The organism is Rufibacter glacialis, from assembly GCF_008271745.1.
Lineage (GTDB): Bacteria > Bacteroidota > Bacteroidia > Cytophagales > Hymenobacteraceae > Nibribacter > Nibribacter glacialis.
On sequence record NZ_VKKZ01000001.1, the window covers coordinates 18,449 to 37,601 of the forward strand.

At 53.4% G+C, this 19,153-nt stretch carries 15 protein-coding genes; 8 read left to right on the forward strand and 7 right to left on the reverse strand.

Annotated elements, in window-relative coordinates:
* Positions 1–24: 24 nt before the first annotated feature.
* Both FOE74_RS00100 and arfB read left to right on the forward strand, forming a co-directional pair.
* Positions 25–771, forward strand: a complete 747-nt coding sequence (locus tag FOE74_RS00100; protein WP_188687121.1) for a hypothetical protein — start codon at positions 25–27, stop codon at positions 769–771.
* A 184-nt stretch (positions 772–955) separates the two neighbouring features.
* Positions 956–1,363 (forward strand): alternative ribosome rescue aminoacyl-tRNA hydrolase ArfB, encoded by a 408-nt coding sequence (gene arfB, locus FOE74_RS00105; protein ID WP_149096580.1) that lies wholly within the window; start codon positions 956–958, stop codon positions 1,361–1,363.
* A 368-nt stretch (positions 1,364–1,731) separates the two neighbouring features.
* On the opposite strand, the gene FOE74_RS00110 is transcribed toward arfB, so the two are convergent.
* Complete coding sequence (locus FOE74_RS00110; RefSeq protein WP_149096581.1) at positions 1,732–2,538, reverse strand: DUF481 domain-containing protein; 807 nt, start codon at positions 2,536–2,538, stop codon at positions 1,732–1,734.
* A gap of 339 nt (positions 2,539–2,877) precedes the next feature.
* Positions 2,878–4,221, reverse strand: a complete 1,344-nt coding sequence (locus FOE74_RS00115; RefSeq protein ID WP_149096582.1) for an MBL fold metallo-hydrolase — start codon at positions 4,219–4,221, stop codon at positions 2,878–2,880.
* A 244-nt stretch (positions 4,222–4,465) separates the two neighbouring features.
* Here FOE74_RS00115 and FOE74_RS00120 point away from each other — a divergent pair, with 244 nt between their 5' ends.
* Entirely contained in the window at positions 4,466–5,293 is an 828-nt protein-coding gene (locus FOE74_RS00120; RefSeq protein WP_188687123.1) for a cyanophycinase, read from the forward strand.
* 990 nt (positions 5,294–6,283) lie between these two features.
* On the opposite strand, the gene FOE74_RS00125 is transcribed toward FOE74_RS00120, so the two are convergent.
* Positions 6,284–7,177 (reverse strand): NAD(P)/FAD-dependent oxidoreductase, encoded by an 894-nt coding sequence (locus tag FOE74_RS00125; protein WP_149096584.1) that lies wholly within the window; start codon positions 7,175–7,177, stop codon positions 6,284–6,286.
* Between the two features lie 259 nt (positions 7,178–7,436).
* Between FOE74_RS00125 and FOE74_RS00130 the strand changes: the two genes are divergently transcribed.
* The 3 genes from FOE74_RS00130 (at position 7,437) to FOE74_RS00140 (ending at position 10,832) form a co-directional block, all read left to right on the forward strand.
* The gene (locus FOE74_RS00130; protein ID WP_149096585.1) at positions 7,437–8,681 is read left to right on the forward strand and encodes an OmpP1/FadL family transporter; all 1,245 of its coding nucleotides are present in this window, start codon (positions 7,437–7,439) and stop codon (positions 8,679–8,681) included.
* Positions 8,682–8,698: 17 nt separating this feature from the next.
* Positions 8,699–10,210, forward strand: a complete 1,512-nt coding sequence (locus FOE74_RS00135) for an SGNH/GDSL hydrolase family protein (protein WP_149096586.1) — start codon at positions 8,699–8,701, stop codon at positions 10,208–10,210.
* A 154-nt stretch (positions 10,211–10,364) separates the two neighbouring features.
* Positions 10,365–10,832 (forward strand): hypothetical protein, encoded by a 468-nt coding sequence (locus FOE74_RS00140; RefSeq protein ID WP_149096587.1) that lies wholly within the window; start codon positions 10,365–10,367, stop codon positions 10,830–10,832.
* 120 nt (positions 10,833–10,952) lie between these two features.
* On the opposite strand, the gene polA is transcribed toward FOE74_RS00140, so the two are convergent.
* On the reverse strand, positions 10,953–13,823 hold the full coding sequence (polA, locus tag FOE74_RS00145; protein ID WP_149096588.1) for a DNA polymerase I: 2,871 nt from the start codon (positions 13,821–13,823) through the stop codon (positions 10,953–10,955).
* 744 nt (positions 13,824–14,567) lie between these two features.
* On the opposite strand from polA, the gene FOE74_RS00150 reads away from it, so the two are divergent.
* Both FOE74_RS00150 and fbaA read left to right on the forward strand, forming a co-directional pair.
* Positions 14,568–14,849, forward strand: a complete 282-nt coding sequence (locus tag FOE74_RS00150) for a 2TM domain-containing protein (RefSeq protein ID WP_188687125.1) — start codon at positions 14,568–14,570, stop codon at positions 14,847–14,849.
* A gap of 51 nt (positions 14,850–14,900) precedes the next feature.
* Positions 14,901–15,968 carry a class II fructose-bisphosphate aldolase gene (gene fbaA, locus FOE74_RS00155; protein ID WP_149096590.1) on the forward strand — a complete coding sequence of 356 codons (1,068 nt, stop codon included), beginning with the start codon at positions 14,901–14,903 and terminating at the stop codon, positions 15,966–15,968.
* A gap of 434 nt (positions 15,969–16,402) precedes the next feature.
* Here the strand turns inward: fbaA and rpiB are convergent, their stop codons facing one another.
* The 3 genes from rpiB to FOE74_RS00170 form a co-directional block, all read right to left on the reverse strand.
* Positions 16,403–16,834 (reverse strand): ribose 5-phosphate isomerase B, encoded by a 432-nt coding sequence (rpiB, locus tag FOE74_RS00160; protein WP_149096591.1) that lies wholly within the window; start codon positions 16,832–16,834, stop codon positions 16,403–16,405.
* 11 nt (positions 16,835–16,845) lie between these two features.
* Positions 16,846–17,700, reverse strand: coding sequence for a twin-arginine translocase subunit TatC (tatC, locus tag FOE74_RS00165; protein ID WP_149096592.1), 855 nt, complete (start codon positions 17,698–17,700; stop codon positions 16,846–16,848).
* A 132-nt stretch (positions 17,701–17,832) separates the two neighbouring features.
* Positions 17,833–19,107: a serine hydroxymethyltransferase gene (locus FOE74_RS00170; RefSeq protein ID WP_149096593.1), complete on the reverse strand. Its 1,275-nt coding sequence runs from the start codon at positions 19,105–19,107 to the stop codon at positions 17,833–17,835.
* Positions 19,108–19,153: the final 46 nt, after the last annotated feature.

Genomic DNA, 19,153 nt, shown 5'->3' on the forward strand with positions numbered 1-19,153 from the left:
ACCTTTTCGTAAAAGAAAAATTTATTGACGAAAAATTTCGTAGTTCCGTTCTTCCTGTTTATCCCTTTCCCTAATTACCTGGCTGCCAACCACAAGGGAAACTCCTCCCTTTACGGCCGTATTTTTGCAAATAAGGCCGTAAAAGAAAACCCGTTGCGCACCGTTCTGCTGGAAAGCATTCGTTGCCGCGAGGGCAGCGGTTTCAATTTCTCTTCCGTACTTTACCCCATGAAGAAACTATCTCTGTTAGGGCTTTGCCTTTTTTTGCTGGGCTGTCTGCCAGCCCAGGCCCAGCGCTATAAAACCGCGGCGGGTCTTAGAATTGGCAATGAGGAGTTTGGCCTGACGGTGCAACAAAAGATTCTGGAAAAAACCACCCTGGAAGGCCTGGTCACCGCCTCTCCCCGCGAGATCAAGGCCACGGTACTGGCAGAGCAGCACTTTCCTATGCTGGGGCAGCGCCTTAACTATTACCTGGGGGGCGGCTTGCACGGCGGCCGTCTGAAAGACTATGGGGCCATCTATGGGGTAGATGCTATTGTGGGCCTTGAATACAAGGTGAACGGCCTCCCGTTCCTGCTCTCCGCCGACTTGAAACCCGCTATCCACCTCAAGCATGAGGAGTGGTTCAACATGGGCGGGGCCTTCTCTATTCGGTACGTTCTGGTCAAGGAAAAGCCACCCACCCCGGGGCAGATCATCAAAGGCATCTTCAGCCCTTCAGACAAAAACAAGAAGAAGAAAAAGAAAGAAGGCTCTTCCTGGTTATAACACCAGGCCCGTTTGCTGTTTTAGAGTAGTTTTCTGAAAACAGGCCCTGAAACAAGCTTTCAGGATCTGACTACCTTCTAGGTGGTGGCTTCTTTTCTAAAGAGGTGGCGCAGCCGCAGTTTCAACCGTGTGCCAGGCAGTCTGTTTTTAGTATCGCTGTGGCGGGCGCTCACGTACTCCTGTTATGTTACCAGATCTAACCCCTGAATTAACCTTTCAAACCTCGCGCAGCAGCGGTCCCGGCGGCCAGAACGTAAACAAAGTAGCCAGTAGGGTAGAAGTATGGTTTTCCATTGAGAACTCGGCCCTGCTCACGCAGGAACAGAAAGAGCTGCTCCTGGAGAAACTGGCCTCGCGGCTGAACAAAGAAGGTTTCCTGCACCTGGCCAGCCAGGAAGACCGTAGCCAACTGGTGAACAAAGAGCTGGTGGTGCAGAAGCTGCATCAGGTTCTAACGCAGGCGCTGCACCGGCCCAAGCCGCGCAAGAAAACAAGACCGTCTAGAGCCTCGGTGCAAAAGCGGCTACTGGCCAAGCAAAAGCAGGGACAGAAAAAAGCCAACCGCCGCAGTGGCGCCTCCGGCGATGACTAGGTCTTTTGGGGCTTTTTTTTGAAAAACACCCCAAAATCGCGGGACCGCTGTCCCTTCTCCCTCAGGGAGAAGGTTAGGATGAGGGGAAGAGTCTCCAATTAGAAAGGCAGTACCTATAAAACAAACAAAGGTAGGGACAGGTCGCGACCTGTCCGAAACGGTTCCAGCTTTGATGCCGTTTCCGTTGAACACCCGCTGCCCCTCACCCTAGCCCTCTCCCAGAGGGAGAGGGAATGACGGTTTTAGCCTTTTGGAGCTTTAGTCTGGGAAAACGGACGGAGCGCGGCCCGCTTCCTTTAAAGCCTCTTCTGACTCAGAACTCAGGACTCTAGACTCAGGACTCTAGACTCAGGACTCAGGACTCAGAACTAAAAACTATACTGGACGCCGTTGGTCAGGCTGTAGAGGTAGTTGGGAATAGGTACGATGGGCCGCCCTTCATAGGTATGCGAGAAATTGGTAGTCAGGTGGAACCGGCTGTTGATCTTGGTGATGATGGAAATGTCTCCGCTGAACCGGTGCCGGTCCATGCGGGCGGGTTGGTCATACCCTACCTGGTAGTAATGGATGGTGCTCAGTTCCAGGTAAGGGGTCAGGGGCAGCCTCACACTGGCATAGGTAGAGAGTTTGGGGATGTCTTTCTTAATGTACCGGTTTTCCTCCAGGTGCCGCCACCGCTCATGCTCATACATAAGGCCTGTGCCTACGTGAAACCGGATGTTCTCTTTCCGCACCACCGCGTACCGGATACCGGCCCCGGCCAGCAGGCGTAACTCCAGGCCCCGGTTGTAATCATACTGGGCCTGGGAAAAGGCCTCATAAGACAGCCGGTCTTGCCGGTTGAACGTGACGCGCGCGTGCACAGAACCCGTCTCTATCTGGGTTTCGCCTTTCAGGCGCACATAGTTATAGGAGGCCAGCAGCAGGTACGTATTGCGCTCAGACACATAGCCAATGTTCCCGTTCCCGTTCAGCCCCAGGAAATGGTCGGTTTTGCCTTCCTGGCTGGTGGCCCGGTTAAACAGGTTCAGGTTCAGGCCTACCTTGCCGGTAAAGTAATGCGAAGAGTCTTTGTCTACCCGGGCTTTCTCTACGTTCAGGATCTGCGCCGAAGCAGAAACAGAACAAACAAACAAGGCAAAAAGAAGGCAGGCGGTACGAAGGGAAAAAAACATAAGCAATTCATGACCGGTGGCCCAGGGACCAGACGGCAATTCAGGATGGAAAAATAGCGTAGGCTAACAGGCCAGCCGGACGCCAGAAACACCCACTCAGACCGGCGTTTCATTCCCTAAATTAAGAAACAACCCCCAGAACGCCAATTGTCAGGGGTAGAAGGCTTGACCATAGCCCCTGGTCCTCAACCCTGAAACAGCCTAAAAGGAAGCTTTACCGTCCTTAAAAGACCTTTCTCCACCGGATGTTACTTTTTTCACTTTCCTCTCAGATGAAACCCGGTTTTGGGGCCGTTTTCCTGAAAACAGTCCCAAAACCGAAGGTCATTTCTCTGGATCTCAGTGGTTGCCGGTGAATTGTGTGATGGCCTCACTCAAGTCATAGACGGGCACCTCAGTGATGAACTGCGCCAGGATGCTGGCCCCAGCCGCCGACCGGTAGCCTCCGGCGCAGTGCACCACAATGGGTTTGTCAGTGGGCACCTCGTCTACCCGCTCGCGCAGTTCTGGCAAAGGTATCTCCAGGGCCCCGGCAAACACCCGCTTTTCCTTTACCTCATTGGTATTTCTGATGTCTATAATGGTGTAGTTCTGCGGGTGCGCCTTGAAAGCCTCCACATCCAGCACCGGCGAGGTCTCCTGGCCAGCCGGCGGAACGGGCAGCGCCCCCAGAATGAAGGGCTCGTACCCAATGCGGGCCGTGCGTGAGATAAGTTCGCGCAGTTGTTCCTCGTCATCACTGAGAAGGTAGAATTCTTCTTCCGGGGCCACAATAGATCCCAGCCAGGTCTCAAACTTGGGTCCGTCCTGCAGATTGATAGCCGAGGGCAGATGGCCTTTCTTGAACCGGGCCTGCGGACGGGTGTCAATAACCAGGGCTTCTCTGTGCCGCCGATGGTCTGGGGCAATAATGGGCACTTGCTTGATAGATGAGAAGAACTTGGGCGCTCCCCTTTGGTTCACCTGCACCGCATACTTGAAGTATTTTGGCACAAAGGGCTGGTCCTGGGTCAGGAAATCCACAAACGCGTCTTCGGTCATTTCCTGCAAAGCCGGGTTCGTTTTCTTTTCCTCGCCAATGGTACCGGACTTGGCCTCGCTCAGGGCTTTTCCGCAAAGGCTTCCGGCGCCGTGCGCAGGATAGACCACCACCTGGTCAGGTAGTTTCATGAGCTTCTCCCGGGTTGAGTGGTACATCTGCCGGGCCAGGTCCTGGCGGGCCGAAGTCTCGTGCCCTACCTCTTCCCGCAGGTCTGGTCGGCCCACATCGCCAATGAAGAGCGTGTCACCGGTGAAAACCGCGTGTTCTTTGCCTTCTTCATCACGCAGCAAAACAGAGATGCTGTCTGGCGAATGCCCGGGGGTGTTAAGGGCCTGCAGCGTGACCTGGCCTACCCTGATCTCATTGCCTTCATCAAAGGGAGTATGTTTGTATTTGGCCCCGGCCCGCTTGCTCACGTAAATGGGCGCCTGTTTGGCCTCAGACAGTTCCAGGTGGCCGCTCACGAAGTCGGCGTGCGGGTGCGTCTCTATGATGGCTATGATCCTGGCATCATGCACCATGGCAAACTCCTCATAGGGGCGCGGGTCACGGCCGGGGTCTATGACCGCTATCTCCGCGTCACTCATGATCAGGTAAGAGAAATGGGCCAGGCCCTTGTCTTCGATTTGCTCTATCTTCATACAGTAGCAGGTTACGTATTATGCCCCGGCCGCGTTGAAGCAGTGGCCCTTGGGCGAGCCGCTGTGCTCTAAGGCTTTTCCTTCCAGAAACCGGGGCAATAGCGTTTAAATGCTTGCCTGCCCCGCATTTCTCCCTTACTTTCGGCATCCTTGCCCCAGAGACTACGTTGATACCCTTGGTAGTGGGGCAAGGCCTGCCAATGGCGCAGGCACCAGGCTACTGCTTTATTTTCCTATTTACTTTATGCAAAACCCCAGAGGAACCCTTATTGCCCTAGGCGGCGGCGATGACGATGGTCTGATCAGCCTGATCAGGTCTGAACTCTGCACCGTGAACTCCAACATAGAGGTGATCACCACTGCTACCCTGGAACCCATGGAGTCTGGCCAGGCCTACAAAGAGGCGTTTGAAGAGCTGGGCTGCAGCAGCGTGCGGTTCATGCACATTGATGAAGACAACGAAGCCGATAAACCCGAAAATCTGGAGCGCATTGCCCAAGCCGAGGTCATCTTTTTCACCGGCGGCAACCAACTGCGCCTGAAGGAATTTTTGGCCGGCTCTAAGCTGCACCGCCTCATGCAGACCCGCTACCTTGAAGAGGAGATCACCATTGCCGGCACCAGCGCCGGGGCGGCCGCCATGTCTGACCGCATGATCTATGAAGGCTACGGCTATTACTCGCTCATGAAGGGCGAAGTGAAGACAACAGACGGCTTGTCTTTCATCCAGAACGTGTTCATTGATACCCATTTCACGGAGCGTGGCCGGTTTGGCCGCCTGGCGCACGCGGTTTCCAAGCGGCCCCAGTTTGTGGGCATTGGCTTGGGCGAGGAAACCGGCATCATCATCAAAGGTGGCCAGCACGTAGAGGTCTTCGGCACGGGGGTGGTCACCATCATGGACAGCTCGCACGTGCGGTACTCGAACCTGGAGGAGGTAGACGAAGGCGAACCCATTGCCGTGGAGAACCTCATCATGCACCTGCTGGTGGAGGGCCATGAGTACTGCCTCACCGACCGGGTTTTCCGCAAGCTCTCGCAGCAGAAACGCAGAACCGCCAGCAAAGCCTAAGCCACCAGGGAATGGCAGCAGGCAGCAGCCCCCTGGCGGGGAAGTGCTTCTGGCCTGTTTTGCGAGGAAGTGCCGCAAAATGGCCTGCCTACGCCCTTACTCGCAACGGCTTTACTTTCTTCGTTTTAAGGCTGGTTTTCTGAAAATGCTTCTAAAACTCTGGCCAGCGCGTAGCTTTCCACCTGCTCAGTTTAAAAGGAAGGCCTGTTTAGTGACTGCATTTTGGAAAACAGACGCTAAATGGGCAGGTGGTGGTATTCTTGAGTGACGGAAGGTGGTTCCACTCTATCAATGTGTGGTTCAGCAAGGCGCATCTTGAGGCTTTCGCCTCACTGAAGTTGAAAACTTCAGCTCATAATGGGTCCAAGTTGAAAACTTGAACCAGCAACTGTTTACTATAAAGCTAAAACAAAGAGCCCTAGCCCTTGCTGCGTGTTTTCACCAGCAAGCGGAAAGGTGCCTGAATCTGGATTGTTGGCCCCTGGGAACACCAACAATGGTAGCAAGTGCTGTGAAGGTAGATTAATCCCCTGCCCGCCGGACCAGGCCTTGTCCCCATGTTTTTTGGTTATAATCCTTATTTTACGGCTGATTTTCTGGAAACACATCTAAAACCCTGCAGCGCTGGTGCTTGGTCTTTCTCTGGTGCTAGGCTTCTTCAAATCAGCGTCACCTTAAACCCGGCCCTACTGTTGCCCTGTCTTGCTTTTGATTCCTAAACCAGGCTGCGTACTACCAAAGTTTCTCTGGTTCAAGTTTCCAACCTGGACCTTCCATGAACTGAAGTTTTCAACTTCAGGGAGGCAACCGCCTCAAACCCGCCTTGCAGAACCTGGAATTCTCTGGTAACTGGTAGAATGGAACGGCCCTGTCCACTACCCGGCCCTGGCCGATTGTTTCTCCTTTTTCAGGAAAAGCAAAGCCCGTTTAGGAGCTGTTTGTAGAAAACGGCTCCTAAACGGGCTTTGGGTGTATGCGTTTCAGCCAGGGCTACAACCTGAACTCCTTCTGCAGTTCCATGTTGATGGCTACCCCAGCCTTGGTGCCTTCTGCGGCGGCCACAATCACCAGTTGCATGTCTCGGGCGGCGTCTCCGGCTACGTAAAGGCCGGGCACGTTCGTTTGCTGGTGTTTGTAGGTTCTCACCACGCCCTTGCTGGTGAAATCACACTCCAGTTGGCGGGCCAGGTCGGCGTGCTGGTCTGAACCGGTGGCGAAGAACAGGGCCTCGCGGTTTTCTGTCTGCCCGTTCTTGAGCACAATGCGCTGCATATGCCCTTCTTCGCCTTCTATTCGCTCAATACCAGTAGTATTGATCTGCACTTTGTTACGGGCCAGCAGTTCGCGGTCTTCCCGGGTGAGGCGGTTGGTGCCGTCGGTGAAGAGCATCACGTCACTGCTCCAGGTCTTGAGCGACAGGGAAAGGCCAATGGCGTCACGGTTCTTCCCGTAAGCAGCCAGGGGCTTATTCTTAGACTCAAAGCCGTCACAGTAAGGGCAGTGGTGGATGCTGGTGCCATAGAAGGGCTCAGCCCCTGGTATCTTGGGCCAGCGGTCTTGCAGACCCGTGGCCAGCAGCACCTTTCGGGACAGGTACACCTGGTCCTCGTCGTCGGTGGCCTTGAACAGGTCGCCTTCCTTGGTGATCTCTTTGATGCGCTTCTGCTTGAACTCCACTTCGTATTTCACCAGGTCTTCGCGGCTCAGGCGCAGAAACTCACCTGGCGGGGTGCCGTCTCGGGAAATGAACCCGTTCATGGCGTGTGAATACGAATTGCGATAGACCCCGCTATCAAACAAGGCCACCTTGCGCATGCAGCGTCCCAGCAACATGGCGGCACTTAGCCCGGCCGGGCCTCCTCCCACTATCAGTACGTCGTACATAGATTTTCCTCTCTTAACAGTTTTGGCTTAACGTGTTTGGCAGAAAAGAGATGGGTTCCTGTTTATTTTTCTTTGCTACTAGGTGAGGCGTGTTAGCTACCGCCTGGTAGACCTGCCACTCCTCAAGCAAGGGCAGCGTTATTATTTACTAAAATTATAGTGCTTATGCATAACACTATTAAAATATCTTGCCAATCTTTCTATATTTGGTTACCAAATCTCTAAGAGTCAAATACACCTATTTTTAACTAACAAACGCATGAAAAGTAAATTTTTGGCCTTGCTGGGCAGTGCTATGCTCACGGCAAGCGTAGCCTCCGCCGGCGGATATCAAGTCAACCTGCAAGGGCAGAAACAGATAGGCATGGGGCACGTGGGCACCGGGTTGGTATTGGACCAGAGCAGTATCTTTTTCAACCCTGGCGCTCTGGCCCATCTTCGGCAGAACGGCATTCAGATAGGTGTGAGCGCGCTTTCCTCTAAAATCGCTTTCAGAGACGCCAGCGGAGGAATCTCTGAGGCCCGCACTGATAACCCCATGGGTACCCCTTTCCAGGTATATGCTTCTTATGGCCCCACAGATAGCCCCTGGCGCTTCGGGATTGGCGTGTACACGCCCTATGGCAGCACCGTGAACTGGGGCAACGCCTGGCAAGGCCGCTTCGGCCTGAATGAGCTCACCCTGAAAGCCATCTACATTCAGCCTACCGTGAGCTACCGCTTTTCTGACAAGTTGGGCATAGGAGCCGGCCTGGTCATCAACACCGGAAGCGTGAACCTGCAGCGCAGCATTCCGCTTACAGACGCCAACGGCCAGGAAGGCCGCATTGAGTTAGACGGCAAATCTAAAACCTCCATTGGCTTCAATGCCGGGGTGTATTTCCAGCCCACAGAGAAACTGTCTTTGGGAGTTACCTACCGTTCTAAGGTAGACGCTAAAGTAGAAGGCGGTGATGTAACCTACCGCATTCCTACCGCAGGCCCGGTAGCGGCCCAATTCACCGCTACTGAGTTTGATGCCACCCTGCCTTTGCCAGACAACATCACGCTGGGTATCGGTTTTAGACCCACTGAGAACCTTACCGTGGGCGTAGACATCCAGCGGGTAGGCTGGGGTGCTTACAAAGCCCTCCAGTTTGATTTCAACGGTAAGGTAGGTGGTCAGGAATCTTCTGTGGCACAGCGGAACTACAAAGACTCTTACATCTACCGCGTGGGTGCCCAGTACAAAGTCTCTGAGATGCTGACGGTGCGGGCTGGTGGCTATTATGACAAAACCCCGGTACGCACTGGTTACCTGACCCCAGAAACCCCAGACGCTGACTCAAGAAGCGTTTCTGCCGGTTTTACCTTGGCCCTTAGCGAGAAAGTAGACCTTGATGCCTCCTTCAGCTATATCAACAAGAAGGAGCGGACCGATTTAGCTGACAAATCCAGCGGTGTGGCCGGAACCTTCAAGTCTGTGGCGTATATCCCTGGCGTTGCGGTGAACTATAAATTCTAATTATCCTCAGAACGATCATGAAGAACATATTCCATAAATTCGGCGCGGCCACCCTTCTTTCCTGCGCCTTCTTGTTTTCCGGCTGCGAGGCTGAGTTTGAAGATGAAGCAAGCTTTTCTAAAGGAGAGCTGGATCTTTCTAAGTACGTAGCAGTGGGGAACTCCCTCACGGCAGGCTACCAAGACAATGGCCTCTACTTGGAAGGACAGGTATTTTCTTACCCTAACATTCTGGCCAACCAGTTTGGCTTTGTGGGTGGCGGTGCGTTTGTACAACCCCTGTTCACGCCAGAGCAGCGCAACGGCTCTGGGTATTTGAGGTTGACAGGGTTTACTAATCCTACTGCTCCAGCCACTCCAAGTCCCATTCTCGTACCACTGCCAGCTAATGACCCTAACCTGGCTGTGCGCGGACTGGGCGCTGATGGCAGGACCCCGCTGTTGACTAGGTTTTCGGCCCTTGACAAGATTCAGAACTTCGGAGTTCCCGGCATTAAGCTAGCAGATATTAAACAACCAGGTTATGGGTTAAACAATCCGCAAGGCTTCAATCCTTTTTTTGAGCGTATTCTTCCCGAGGGCTCCACTCTTACCTACCTGCAACGTGTCAGTAATCAGGAGCAAACTTTCTTTAGTGCCTGGTTAGGCAATAACGATGTACTGGGATATGCTACCTCCGGAGGCTTCGCCAGCGAGACCATAAACCCGACGAACCAAATCACCGAGACCGGCAAGTTTGCCAGCTATTATGAGGAACTGATCAATGCACTTACCGCTAAAGGGGCTAAAGGAATTGTAGCTACTATCCCGGATGTAAGATCAGTACCATTTTTCACTACGGTAGGGCCTACCGCAAAGCCCCTTCTAGCCGGTGCTATTGCCGCCGCTAATGCTCAAGGCTTGCCTATCACTGGCGTTTCCGTCCTCACCAAAGCAACTGCCAGCCGCATCAATGTCACTCCCGCTTCTATTAAAAGCGCCTCCGGTGGCACAATCCTACTTACTCTTACCTCAAGTGCCTACCTTTCCTCAGTTGGCCAGCCTACTGGCCGGTATTGGAGAGAGTTAGCTAAAGGAAGATACCCTAAAGACGAGGATGCCGCCAAAAGAGATCAGGAGCTTAAAGGTTACCTCCAGAACTTCCAACTAGATACGACCCGTGCTTTTGGGCTAGACCCCAGAAATCCTATTCCAAGTGCCTTTGTGTTAGATGATGAGGAGCAGGCACTAGTAGCCACTGCCACTACCTCATTCAACAATGCCATCAAAGCCCAGGCAGCAGCCAAAAAGTTAGCACTCTTTGATGCTTTCACTTTTTTCAACTCCATCCAATCCGGGTTCTCCATGAATGGGATCAACTATTCTCCAGCGTTTATCATAGGAAACCTGTTCTCGCTGGATGGGGTACACCCCACGCCTCGTGGTTATGCTATTATTGCCAATGAAATGATAAAGGCCATCAACAAGCAGTACGCCTCTACCATTCCTACCATTGACGTAACACAGTTCAGAGCGGTACTTATCCCGTAACCCTCGCTTTATCTTATTCCAGGAAGACCAGTCCCACCGGCTGGTCTTCTTTTTTGTAAAAAACCGGCAGAGCTTAGCCTAAATTTTCTCTGGCTTTTATGCTGTGAACAAGATACATTCGTATACACGCTATCTTCATCCTTAGCCTTCAGCCATGAAAAACTACCCATTACTCCTCTTGCTCTTCTGCTGCACCCTCTTCTTTACCGCCTGCAGCAGCGATGACGATGATTCTCCTTCTAAAGAGGATATGTTGAAGAACAAACGCTGGCAGATCACCGCCGCCAGTGCTGCGGTACCATTTTTTGGCAGCGTGGACTTCTATGCAAACCTGAAAGATTGCCAGCGGGACAATTATTTTGAGTTCCAAGCTAATGGGGTGCTTCTGATCAATGAAGGAGCTACTAAATGTACTGCCCTGTCTCCGCAGCAGGTGCAAGGCAGCTGGTCTTTGAACGGCGATATAATGACCATACAAGGGCTTGGGGCTACTTTGGGCTTACCCTCAGACAAGTTGGAGATCAAGCTGACGGATCTTTCCAGCACCAGCCTCACCGGTGAGTTCTCACTTGACTACAACGGGCTGCCAGTTACGGTAAAGGTGACCATGCGCACCATGTAAAACGGATACTTTTTTAAAAATGCCCCAAAAACAGAAGAGGGAGCCACTTGGCTCCCTCTTCTGTTTTGATGTTATAACAAATGCTTTAAGCATGTTTTCCTCAAAACTGGTCCAAAACGCTTAGTGCGCCTGTAGCCAGTTTTCTCCGGTGCCCAGGCCTACTTCCATGGGTACCGTAAGCGGGAAGGCGCCTTTCATGAGTTCCTCAATCTTGGGTTGCACCACGGGCAGTTCCTCTTTGAGCACGTCAAACACCAATTCATCATGCACCTGCAGGATCATGCGGCTGGCCAGTTTCTCGTCGCGCAACCACTGGTCAATGTTGATCATGGCAATCTTGATGATATCGGCGGCCGTACCCTGAATAGGGGCGTTGATGGCGTTGCGTTCGGCGTAGCCGCGTACGTTCTGGTTGCGGGAGTTGATGTCACGCAGGTACCGGCGGCGGCCCAGCAGGGTCTCCACAAACTCCTGGTCGCGGGCCTGGTTGATGGCGCTGTCCATGTACTCCTTCACCGCCGGGAACTCCTGGAAATAGGCCTCAATAATCTCGGCGGCCTCGCGGCGCGGAATAGCCAGGCGTTCGGCCAGGCCGAAGGCGGAGATGCCGTAGATGATCCCGAAGTTGATGGTCTTGGCCTTGCGGCGCATGTCTGCGTCCACCTGAGCCACGGGCACGTGGAACACCTTGGCCGCCGTGGAGGCATGGATGTCCTGCCCTTTCTGGAAAGCCTCTTTCATGGTGGCGTCGTTGCTGAAGTGCGCCATGATGCGGAGCTCAATCTGCGAGTAGTCCGCGGAAAGCAGCACGTGGTTCTCATCGCGCGGCACAAAGGCCTTGCGTATCTCGCGGCCTTTCTCGGTGCGGATGGGGATGTTCTGCAGGTTGGGGTTGGTGGAGCTCAATCGGCCGGTGGCAGCCACCGCCTGGTTGTAGGACGTGTGCAGGCGGTTGTCTTCATTGCACACCAAGGCCGGAAGCGCATCAACGTAGGTGCTCTTCAACTTGGTCAATTGCCGGTGGTCCAGGATCAAAGCTACGATCTCGTGTTCAAAGGCCAGCTTGGAAAGGATCTCTTCGCCGGTGGCGTACTGGCCGGTTTTGGTTTTCTTGATCTTGCTCCCGCCCAGGCCCATGCGGTCAAACAGGACCTCGCCCAATTGCTTGGGTGACCCGATGTTGAATTCCATACCGGCCTGGTCAAAGATCTTCTGCTCTATCTCCTTGATGCTGGTTTCCAGCGAGATAGAGGACTCAGCAAGGGCCTCGGCGTCAATGCTCACGCCCTCGCGCTCCATGTGGCCCAGTACGCGCAGCAACGGGTTCTCCACGTCGTTGAACAGGCGTTTAAGGCCTTGTTTCTCTAAAAGCGGGTCAAAATAGTGCTTGAGCTGCAAGGTGACATCAGCGTCTTCACAGGCGTATTCATAAATCTGCAGGGGCGGCAGCTTGTCCATGGTGAGTTGGTGCTTGCCTTTGCCCAACAGCGTCTCAATGGCGATGGGCGTGTAGTGCAGGTACGTCTCGGCGAGCAGGTCCATGTTGTGGCGCATGTCGGGCTCCAGGAGGTAATGGGCCAGCATGGTGTCATAAAGCGGACCTTGCACATCAATGCCGTAGCGCTGCAGCACCACCAGGTCATACTTGATGTTCTGGCCAATCTTGGTGATGGCAGGGCTTTCCAGCACTTCCTTGAACTCCTGCACAATGTCGCGGGCGGCTTCCTCGTCTTGCGGCGGCACGGGAATATAGTACGCCTCACCGGGCAGGTAGCAGAACGAGATGCCTACCAAACGGGCCGTGATGGCGTCAATGCTGGTGGTCTCGGTATCAAAAGAGACCTCTTTCTGCAGTTTCAGGTATTTCAGTAGTTGTGCGCGTTGCTCTGAAGTGGTGAGCAGGTGGTACTCGTGCAGGGTGGTGTCTATGGTGCGGCGGGTGCCGGTCACGTAGGCGTTGCCTCCTGTTTCACCAGCTTCGCCTTCCTCTGGAACCACGGTCTCCCCGGCGGGCATGTCAAACAGGGAAGTCTGGCCCATGGGTTTGTCTGACTTGAAGCCTTTGCCCACGGTGGGTTTGTTAGACACAGGCTTAGGAACGGCCGGCGAGGCGGTGCCCAGCACGCGGGTAGCCAACTGCCGGAACTCCAGCTCGTCAAAGAGCGCCGCCAGCTTGTCCATGTCGGGGCCTTCGTACAGCAAACCTTGCTCGTCAAAATCAATGGGCACATCCAGGTGGATGGTGGCCAGTTCTTTGGACATCAGGCCTTGCTCCGCGAACTTCTCTACGTTCTCTTTCTGCTTGCCCTTGAGCTCGTGCGCGTTCGCGATGAGGTTCTCCACGCTCCCGAACCGCTGGATCAGCGTTTTAGCCGTCTTTTCGCCAATACCTGGTATGCCTGGGATGTTGTCCACGGCATCGCCCTGCAGGCCCAGTATGTCAATGACTTGTTTCACGTTGTCAATCTCCCAGCGCTCCAGCACCTTGGGCTTGTCTATGATTTCAATGGCGTTGCCCAGAAAAGCCGGCTTGTAGACAAAGACGTGGTCGGTGACCAGTTGGTAGTAGTCTTTGTCTGGGGTCATCATGAATACGTCAAAGCCGGCTTTCTCCGCTTTGCAGGAAAGCGTCCCGATGATGTCATCGGCCTCGAAGCCGTCCAGCATCATACCGGGTATGCCAAACGCCTCCACAATCTTCTTCACGTACGGAATAGCGATGGAAATATCCTCGGGCATGGCCTGGCGGTTGGCCTTGTACTCCACAAAGCTGTCGTGCCGGAAAGTCTTGGAAGGGGCGTCATAGGCCACCCCAATGTGGGTGGGCTTCTCGCGGTTGAGCAGATCTACCAGGGTGTTGGTGAAGCCCAAAGCGGCCCCGGTATTCATGCCCTTGGAGTTGATTCTGGGGTTCTTGCTGAAGGCGAAGTGGGCCCGGTAAATGAGCGCCATGGCGTCTAGCAGAAACAGGCGTTTGTCTGGTGTACTCATAGGTTAGCGAAGGTACGGGCAAAGCCGCGGCTATGCAATGGTGAGGTTTATTGTTTCTTTAAACTGGAGACCGGCCGGAAAGTTATGGATAGGTTGGTCTTGTTTTAAGGCTGTTTTTGCAGAACAGGGCTGGGAATCCAGCTCTGATGGTGCCTAAGCATGTTTGTAACAAGGCGCTCCTTTTCCATCTCAAGGCTGGTAGTGCATGCCTTATGTCATTGCTGGCGTAGCGGCTGCTGTCTGCGAAGCCCTTATGCTTTGTCTTTCCATCGCTACCCTCCGAGCGCTCACGGCCGCGAGGCCCCGTCTTCCCCTCTCGCACTGCCCTTTCGGCCTGAACTTTCCTTTTTTCTTAGCTGCTGCCTTTCTAGGGCCAAAAGCGAGGCGCGCTCGGGAAAGACTGGAACAGGGGAAAGTAGCATAGACGGTAAGGAGAACCCTGTAGAGACAACGGCACCGCCTTGTCTCTCACGCATTGCTAACTATTCCTTTCTTTTGCTCCCGTGCATCTCTTGCCACCGCCATGCATTCCTATCTTTTGCCAATGGTTTTGCCAATTTTATTGATTCCGGCTGAAAGGTAGCAGGGGACTTATATCCATACTTGCTCTTTTATGCAAAACAGCCGCTAAACAGACTTGTTAGAATCTAATCTTGCTTACAATTTGTAATAAATCTTTTAAAAAATAGCACTAATTTAAATAATCTGGTTATATTTATGTTTGTCTATATTGTCTCATTACCTATGGAGGAAGGAAAAGATAAGTGTCTCTGGAAAATCGCGAAGAAGCGCGTGGCCTTCCGCAGGAATTTCTTCATGTACATCCTGGCCAATGCGCTGGTATGGGTCCTCTGGTACTTTACCGGCGGCGAGGAGGATCGGCAGTTGGGCTTGCCCTGGCCGGCCTGGCTCACGCTGGGCTGGGGCGTGGGGCTGGCTTTCAGCTACTATGACGCTTTCCATGCCTCCCGTGACCTGGCCGTTGAACGGGAATATGAGAAGCTAACCCGGCACAAGAATCTATAGATTAACCAAATATTTACTTAGTTTTGCTAATAGACCAAACCAAGCTAATCCATGCCTAAATTTAGATCTGGGGTTCTGTACGGAGATGAAGTACAGGACTTATTCAAGTACGCTAACGATAATAACTTTGCCCTGCCCGCCGTCAACGTGATTGGCACCAACTCCATCAACGCGGTCTTGGAAACGGCCAAGGCAGTGAATTCTCCCGTTATCATCCAGTTCTCCCAGGGCGGTGCGCAGTTCTATGCGGGCAAGAGCCTGAACAATGACGGCCAGGCCGCTGCCATTGCCGGCGCCATCTCTGGCGCCCACCACGTACACCAAATGGCCGAGGCCTATGGTGTCACTGTAGTGCTTCACACAGACCACGCCGCCAAGAAACTGTTGCCTTGGATTGACGGTCTTCTGGATGCCGGGGAGAAATTCTTCGCCCAAAGGGGCAAGCCCCTGTTCAGCTCTCACATGCTGGACCTTTCTGAGGAGCCTATTGAAGAGAACATTGAGATCTCTGCCAAATACCTGGAGCGCATGGCCAAACTGGGCATGACCGTGGAAATAGAATTAGGCGTGACCGGTGGCGAGGAAGACGGCGTAGACAACACAGACGTTGACAGCACCCACTTATATACTCAACCAGAGCACGTGGCCTATGCCTACGAAGAGCTCAACAAAATCAGCCCCCGCTTTACCGTAGCGGCCGCGTTTGGCAATGTGCACGGCGTGTACAAGCCCGGCAACGTAGAGCTTCGCCCAGAGATCCTGAAAAACTCGCAGGACTATATCCAGCAGAAGTTTGGCACCGGCGACAATCCTGTGCAGTTCGTGTTCCATGGCGGCTCCGGTTCTGAGAAAGAGAAAATCAAAGAAGCCATTGAGTACGGCGCCATCAAGATGAACATTGACACTGACATGCAGTGGGCGTTCTGGGACGGCATCAGAAACTACTACGAAGGCAAGCGGGACTACCTGCAAGGCCAGATTGGCAACCCTACCGGCGAAGACAGCCCTAACAAAAAATACTACGATCCTCGTGTTTGGCTCCGTGCCGGGGAGGAATCCTTCGTGACCCGCCTCAAAGAAGCCTTTGAAGACCTGAATTGCCTCAACCGCAACGCGTAGTTAATGTGCTAATTTTATAATGTGCTGATGTGCTACATCACACGAAAACAAGAAAGCCGATCTCTGTGGATCGGCTTTCTTGTTCTAAGGAGCTAGCCCTTGCTTCTCCCCGGTTTCTCTAAAGGAGGCGCGAAACGGGAGAAGGTAGTCTTTGTCTGTATTGCGGAAGGAAGTACACCAGTTTGGTGTCATGGGATAAAGTCAACTCAAGAAGTACCCACGGTGAGGCGTCCAACGTCTAGATGGGTTTCCGAAGCTTTTGCCTTGTTTTACAGAAATCAGCGCAAAAACAACTTTAGCAGTATTTCTTCCTGCTTGCCCTGTTCTCCCCATACAACATGCGCTAAAACAGTAAGGGCGCCCACAAGAGGCGCCCTTACAACTTAAATCTTCCAAACTCAGGACTCTGAACTCAAGACTCAGAACTCGCGCCGCTAGGCGCAAGCAATCTTATCTACTCTGTTCTGGTGCCGACCACCTTCAAAGGGAGTGGTCAAAAAAGCATCTACCATCTCTGCCGCCACTTCTTCGCTCACAAACCGGGCGGGGATGCACAGCACGTTGGCGTTGTTGTGGGACCGGGACAGTTCTGCCAGTTCTTTCTGCCAGCAAAGGGCGGCCCTGATGCCCGCGTGCTTGTTGGCCGTGATGGCCACTCCGTTTCCGCTGCCGCAGAGCAGGATGCCCATCTCGTATTCTTTGGTTTCCACCGCTGAGGCCAGGGGGTGCACAAAATCTGGGTAATCAACGGAGGCATCTGAGAAAGGCCCGAAGTCTTTCACCTCATGCCCCAGGGCCTCCAACTGTTCTTTCACGAGGCCTTTGTATTGGAATCCGGCGTGGTCGCCGCCTAATGCTATTTTCATGGCAAGTAATATTATGAAGTAGCTTGTTCATTCAATTTGGCCAGATCGCGGCGCCGCACCCACCAGGAGATATTGATACTCACTTCGTAGAGCAACAGCAACGGAATGCCCATCAACGTCATGCTCAACACGTCTGGCGGCGAAAGGATGGCCGCCACAAACGCAATCACCACAATGGCATGCTTGCGGTAGATGCGCATGAACTCCGGAGACAGAATACCCGCCCGTGACAGAAAGTACACAATCATGGGCAACTCAAACATAAGTCCGCAAGAGAGCACCAACGTGACCAGCGTGGAAATGTAAGATGACAGGTCAAACTCATTGGCAATACTGGGATCTACCTGGTAAGAAGCCAAAAAGTTGATGGAGAGCGGCGATACAATGAAGTAACCGAACAGAGAGCCCAGCAAAAACAAAAGCGACACAAAGAATACCGCCCCCCGTGAGTTTTCCCGCTCATTGGGGTAAAGACCCGGTTTGATAAAGCGCCAGATCTCCCAGAACAGGTACGGGAAACCAATCAGCAGACCAATCACAAACGAACTGGTCAAGTGCATGGTAAACTGCGAAGCCAGCTCCCGGCTCTGCAGCGTGAAGTCCAGCTTGTTGATGCAGAGGCCCGGCGAATTAAGCGCGGCCCCCACCTCACAGAGTTTCCGATAGGTAAAGAAATCTGTACGGGAAGGCCCCAGGATAATGTCATGGAAGACAATCTCCTTGTTGGCCATGGCAATGCCTGTGAATACCACAATCGCCACCGCGGATCGAATCAAATGCCACCGGAGAACCTCCAGGTGGTCCAAAAAGGTCATTTCATGCTCTTCTCCGCCGTGCGCTTCCACCTCTCTGGAACGTTGTGCCATTGAATATTTTAGGTTAAACAAATAGACCAGGGCAGCGACCATCGGTCTTTAGGGGAACGCCTGACCTGATGGCCAGGAGAGTTCCCTTAAAAGCTTTTCGTCTACTACCTTGGGCTACCTGTGTCTGATAACTTAGTAACTGAACAACGGGAATTGCTGCATCCAATTGTTGATTTCCTTTCTGGTGTCAGAAAGAATGGTCTCATTGTCATGGTTCATGAGCACGCGGTCAATATAGTCCACGATGCGGTCCATGTCCTGCTCCTTCAGGCCACGGGTAGTTACGGCAGCCGAGCCGATTCGGATTCCGGAGGTTACAAAAGGAGATTTGTCATCAAACGGCACCATGTTCTTGTTGATAGTGATGTCTGCCTTGATCAAGGTGTTTTCGGCCAGTTTTCCGGTAAGGTCTTTAGAACGGAGGTCAATCAGCATCAGGTGGTTGTCTGTACCAGACGAGATGATCTTGTAGCCTCTATCTACGAATGACTTGGCCAACACCTGCGCATTTTTCTGCACCTGGGCCGTGTATTCTTTGTAAGAAGGAGAAAGCGCCTCATGGAACGCCACGGCCTTAGCCGCGATCACGTGCTCCAGCGGCCCACCCTGGGTACCCGGGAAAACACCGCTGTCCAGCAGAGAAGACATCATGCGCAGTTCACCTTTAGGGGTCTTCAGCCCGAAGGGGTTTTCAAAGTCTTTGCCCATCATGATCATGCCGCCTCTTGGGCCCCGCAGGGTCTTGTGGGTAGTGGTGGTGATGATGTGGCAATGCTCAAATGGGTCATTCAACAAGCCCGTGGCAATCAAACCGGCCGGGTGGGAGATATCCGCTAATAACAGGGCGCCCACGGCATCAGCAGCCTCGCGCAGGGCCTGGTAGTTCCAGTCACGGGAATAGGCAGAAGCGCCGCAGATGATCAGCTTGGGCTTCTCGCGCTCGGCTACCTCGCGCACCTTGGTCCAGTCAATCTCACCGGTCTCAGGCTCCACCCCGTAGAACGACGGCTGGTACAGCTTCCCGGAAAAATTCACCAACGACCCGTGGGTCAAGTGCCCCCCGTGGGACAGGTCGAAGCCCAATATCTTATCTCCGGCGTTCAACACAGCCAGCATAACCGCGGCATTGGCTTGCGCCCCAGAGTGTGGTTGGACGTTCACCCAGGAAGCCCCAAATAATTGCTTCGCCCGGTCAATGGCCAGCTGCTCAGACTGGTCTACAATCTCACAGCCACCGTAGTAGCGCTTGGCGGGCAAGCCCTCAGCATATTTGTTTGTGAGCACACTGCCCATGGCTTCCATCACCTGATCTGAGACAAAGTTCTCAGAGGCGATGAGTTCTATGCCATGCAGCTGACGCTGGTGCTCTTTCTGGATAAGGTCAAAGATTTGGGAATCGCGTTGCATTTGTGTTCTATTAGTGGCTGCCCAAAAGTACAGCCATTGCGGCAAA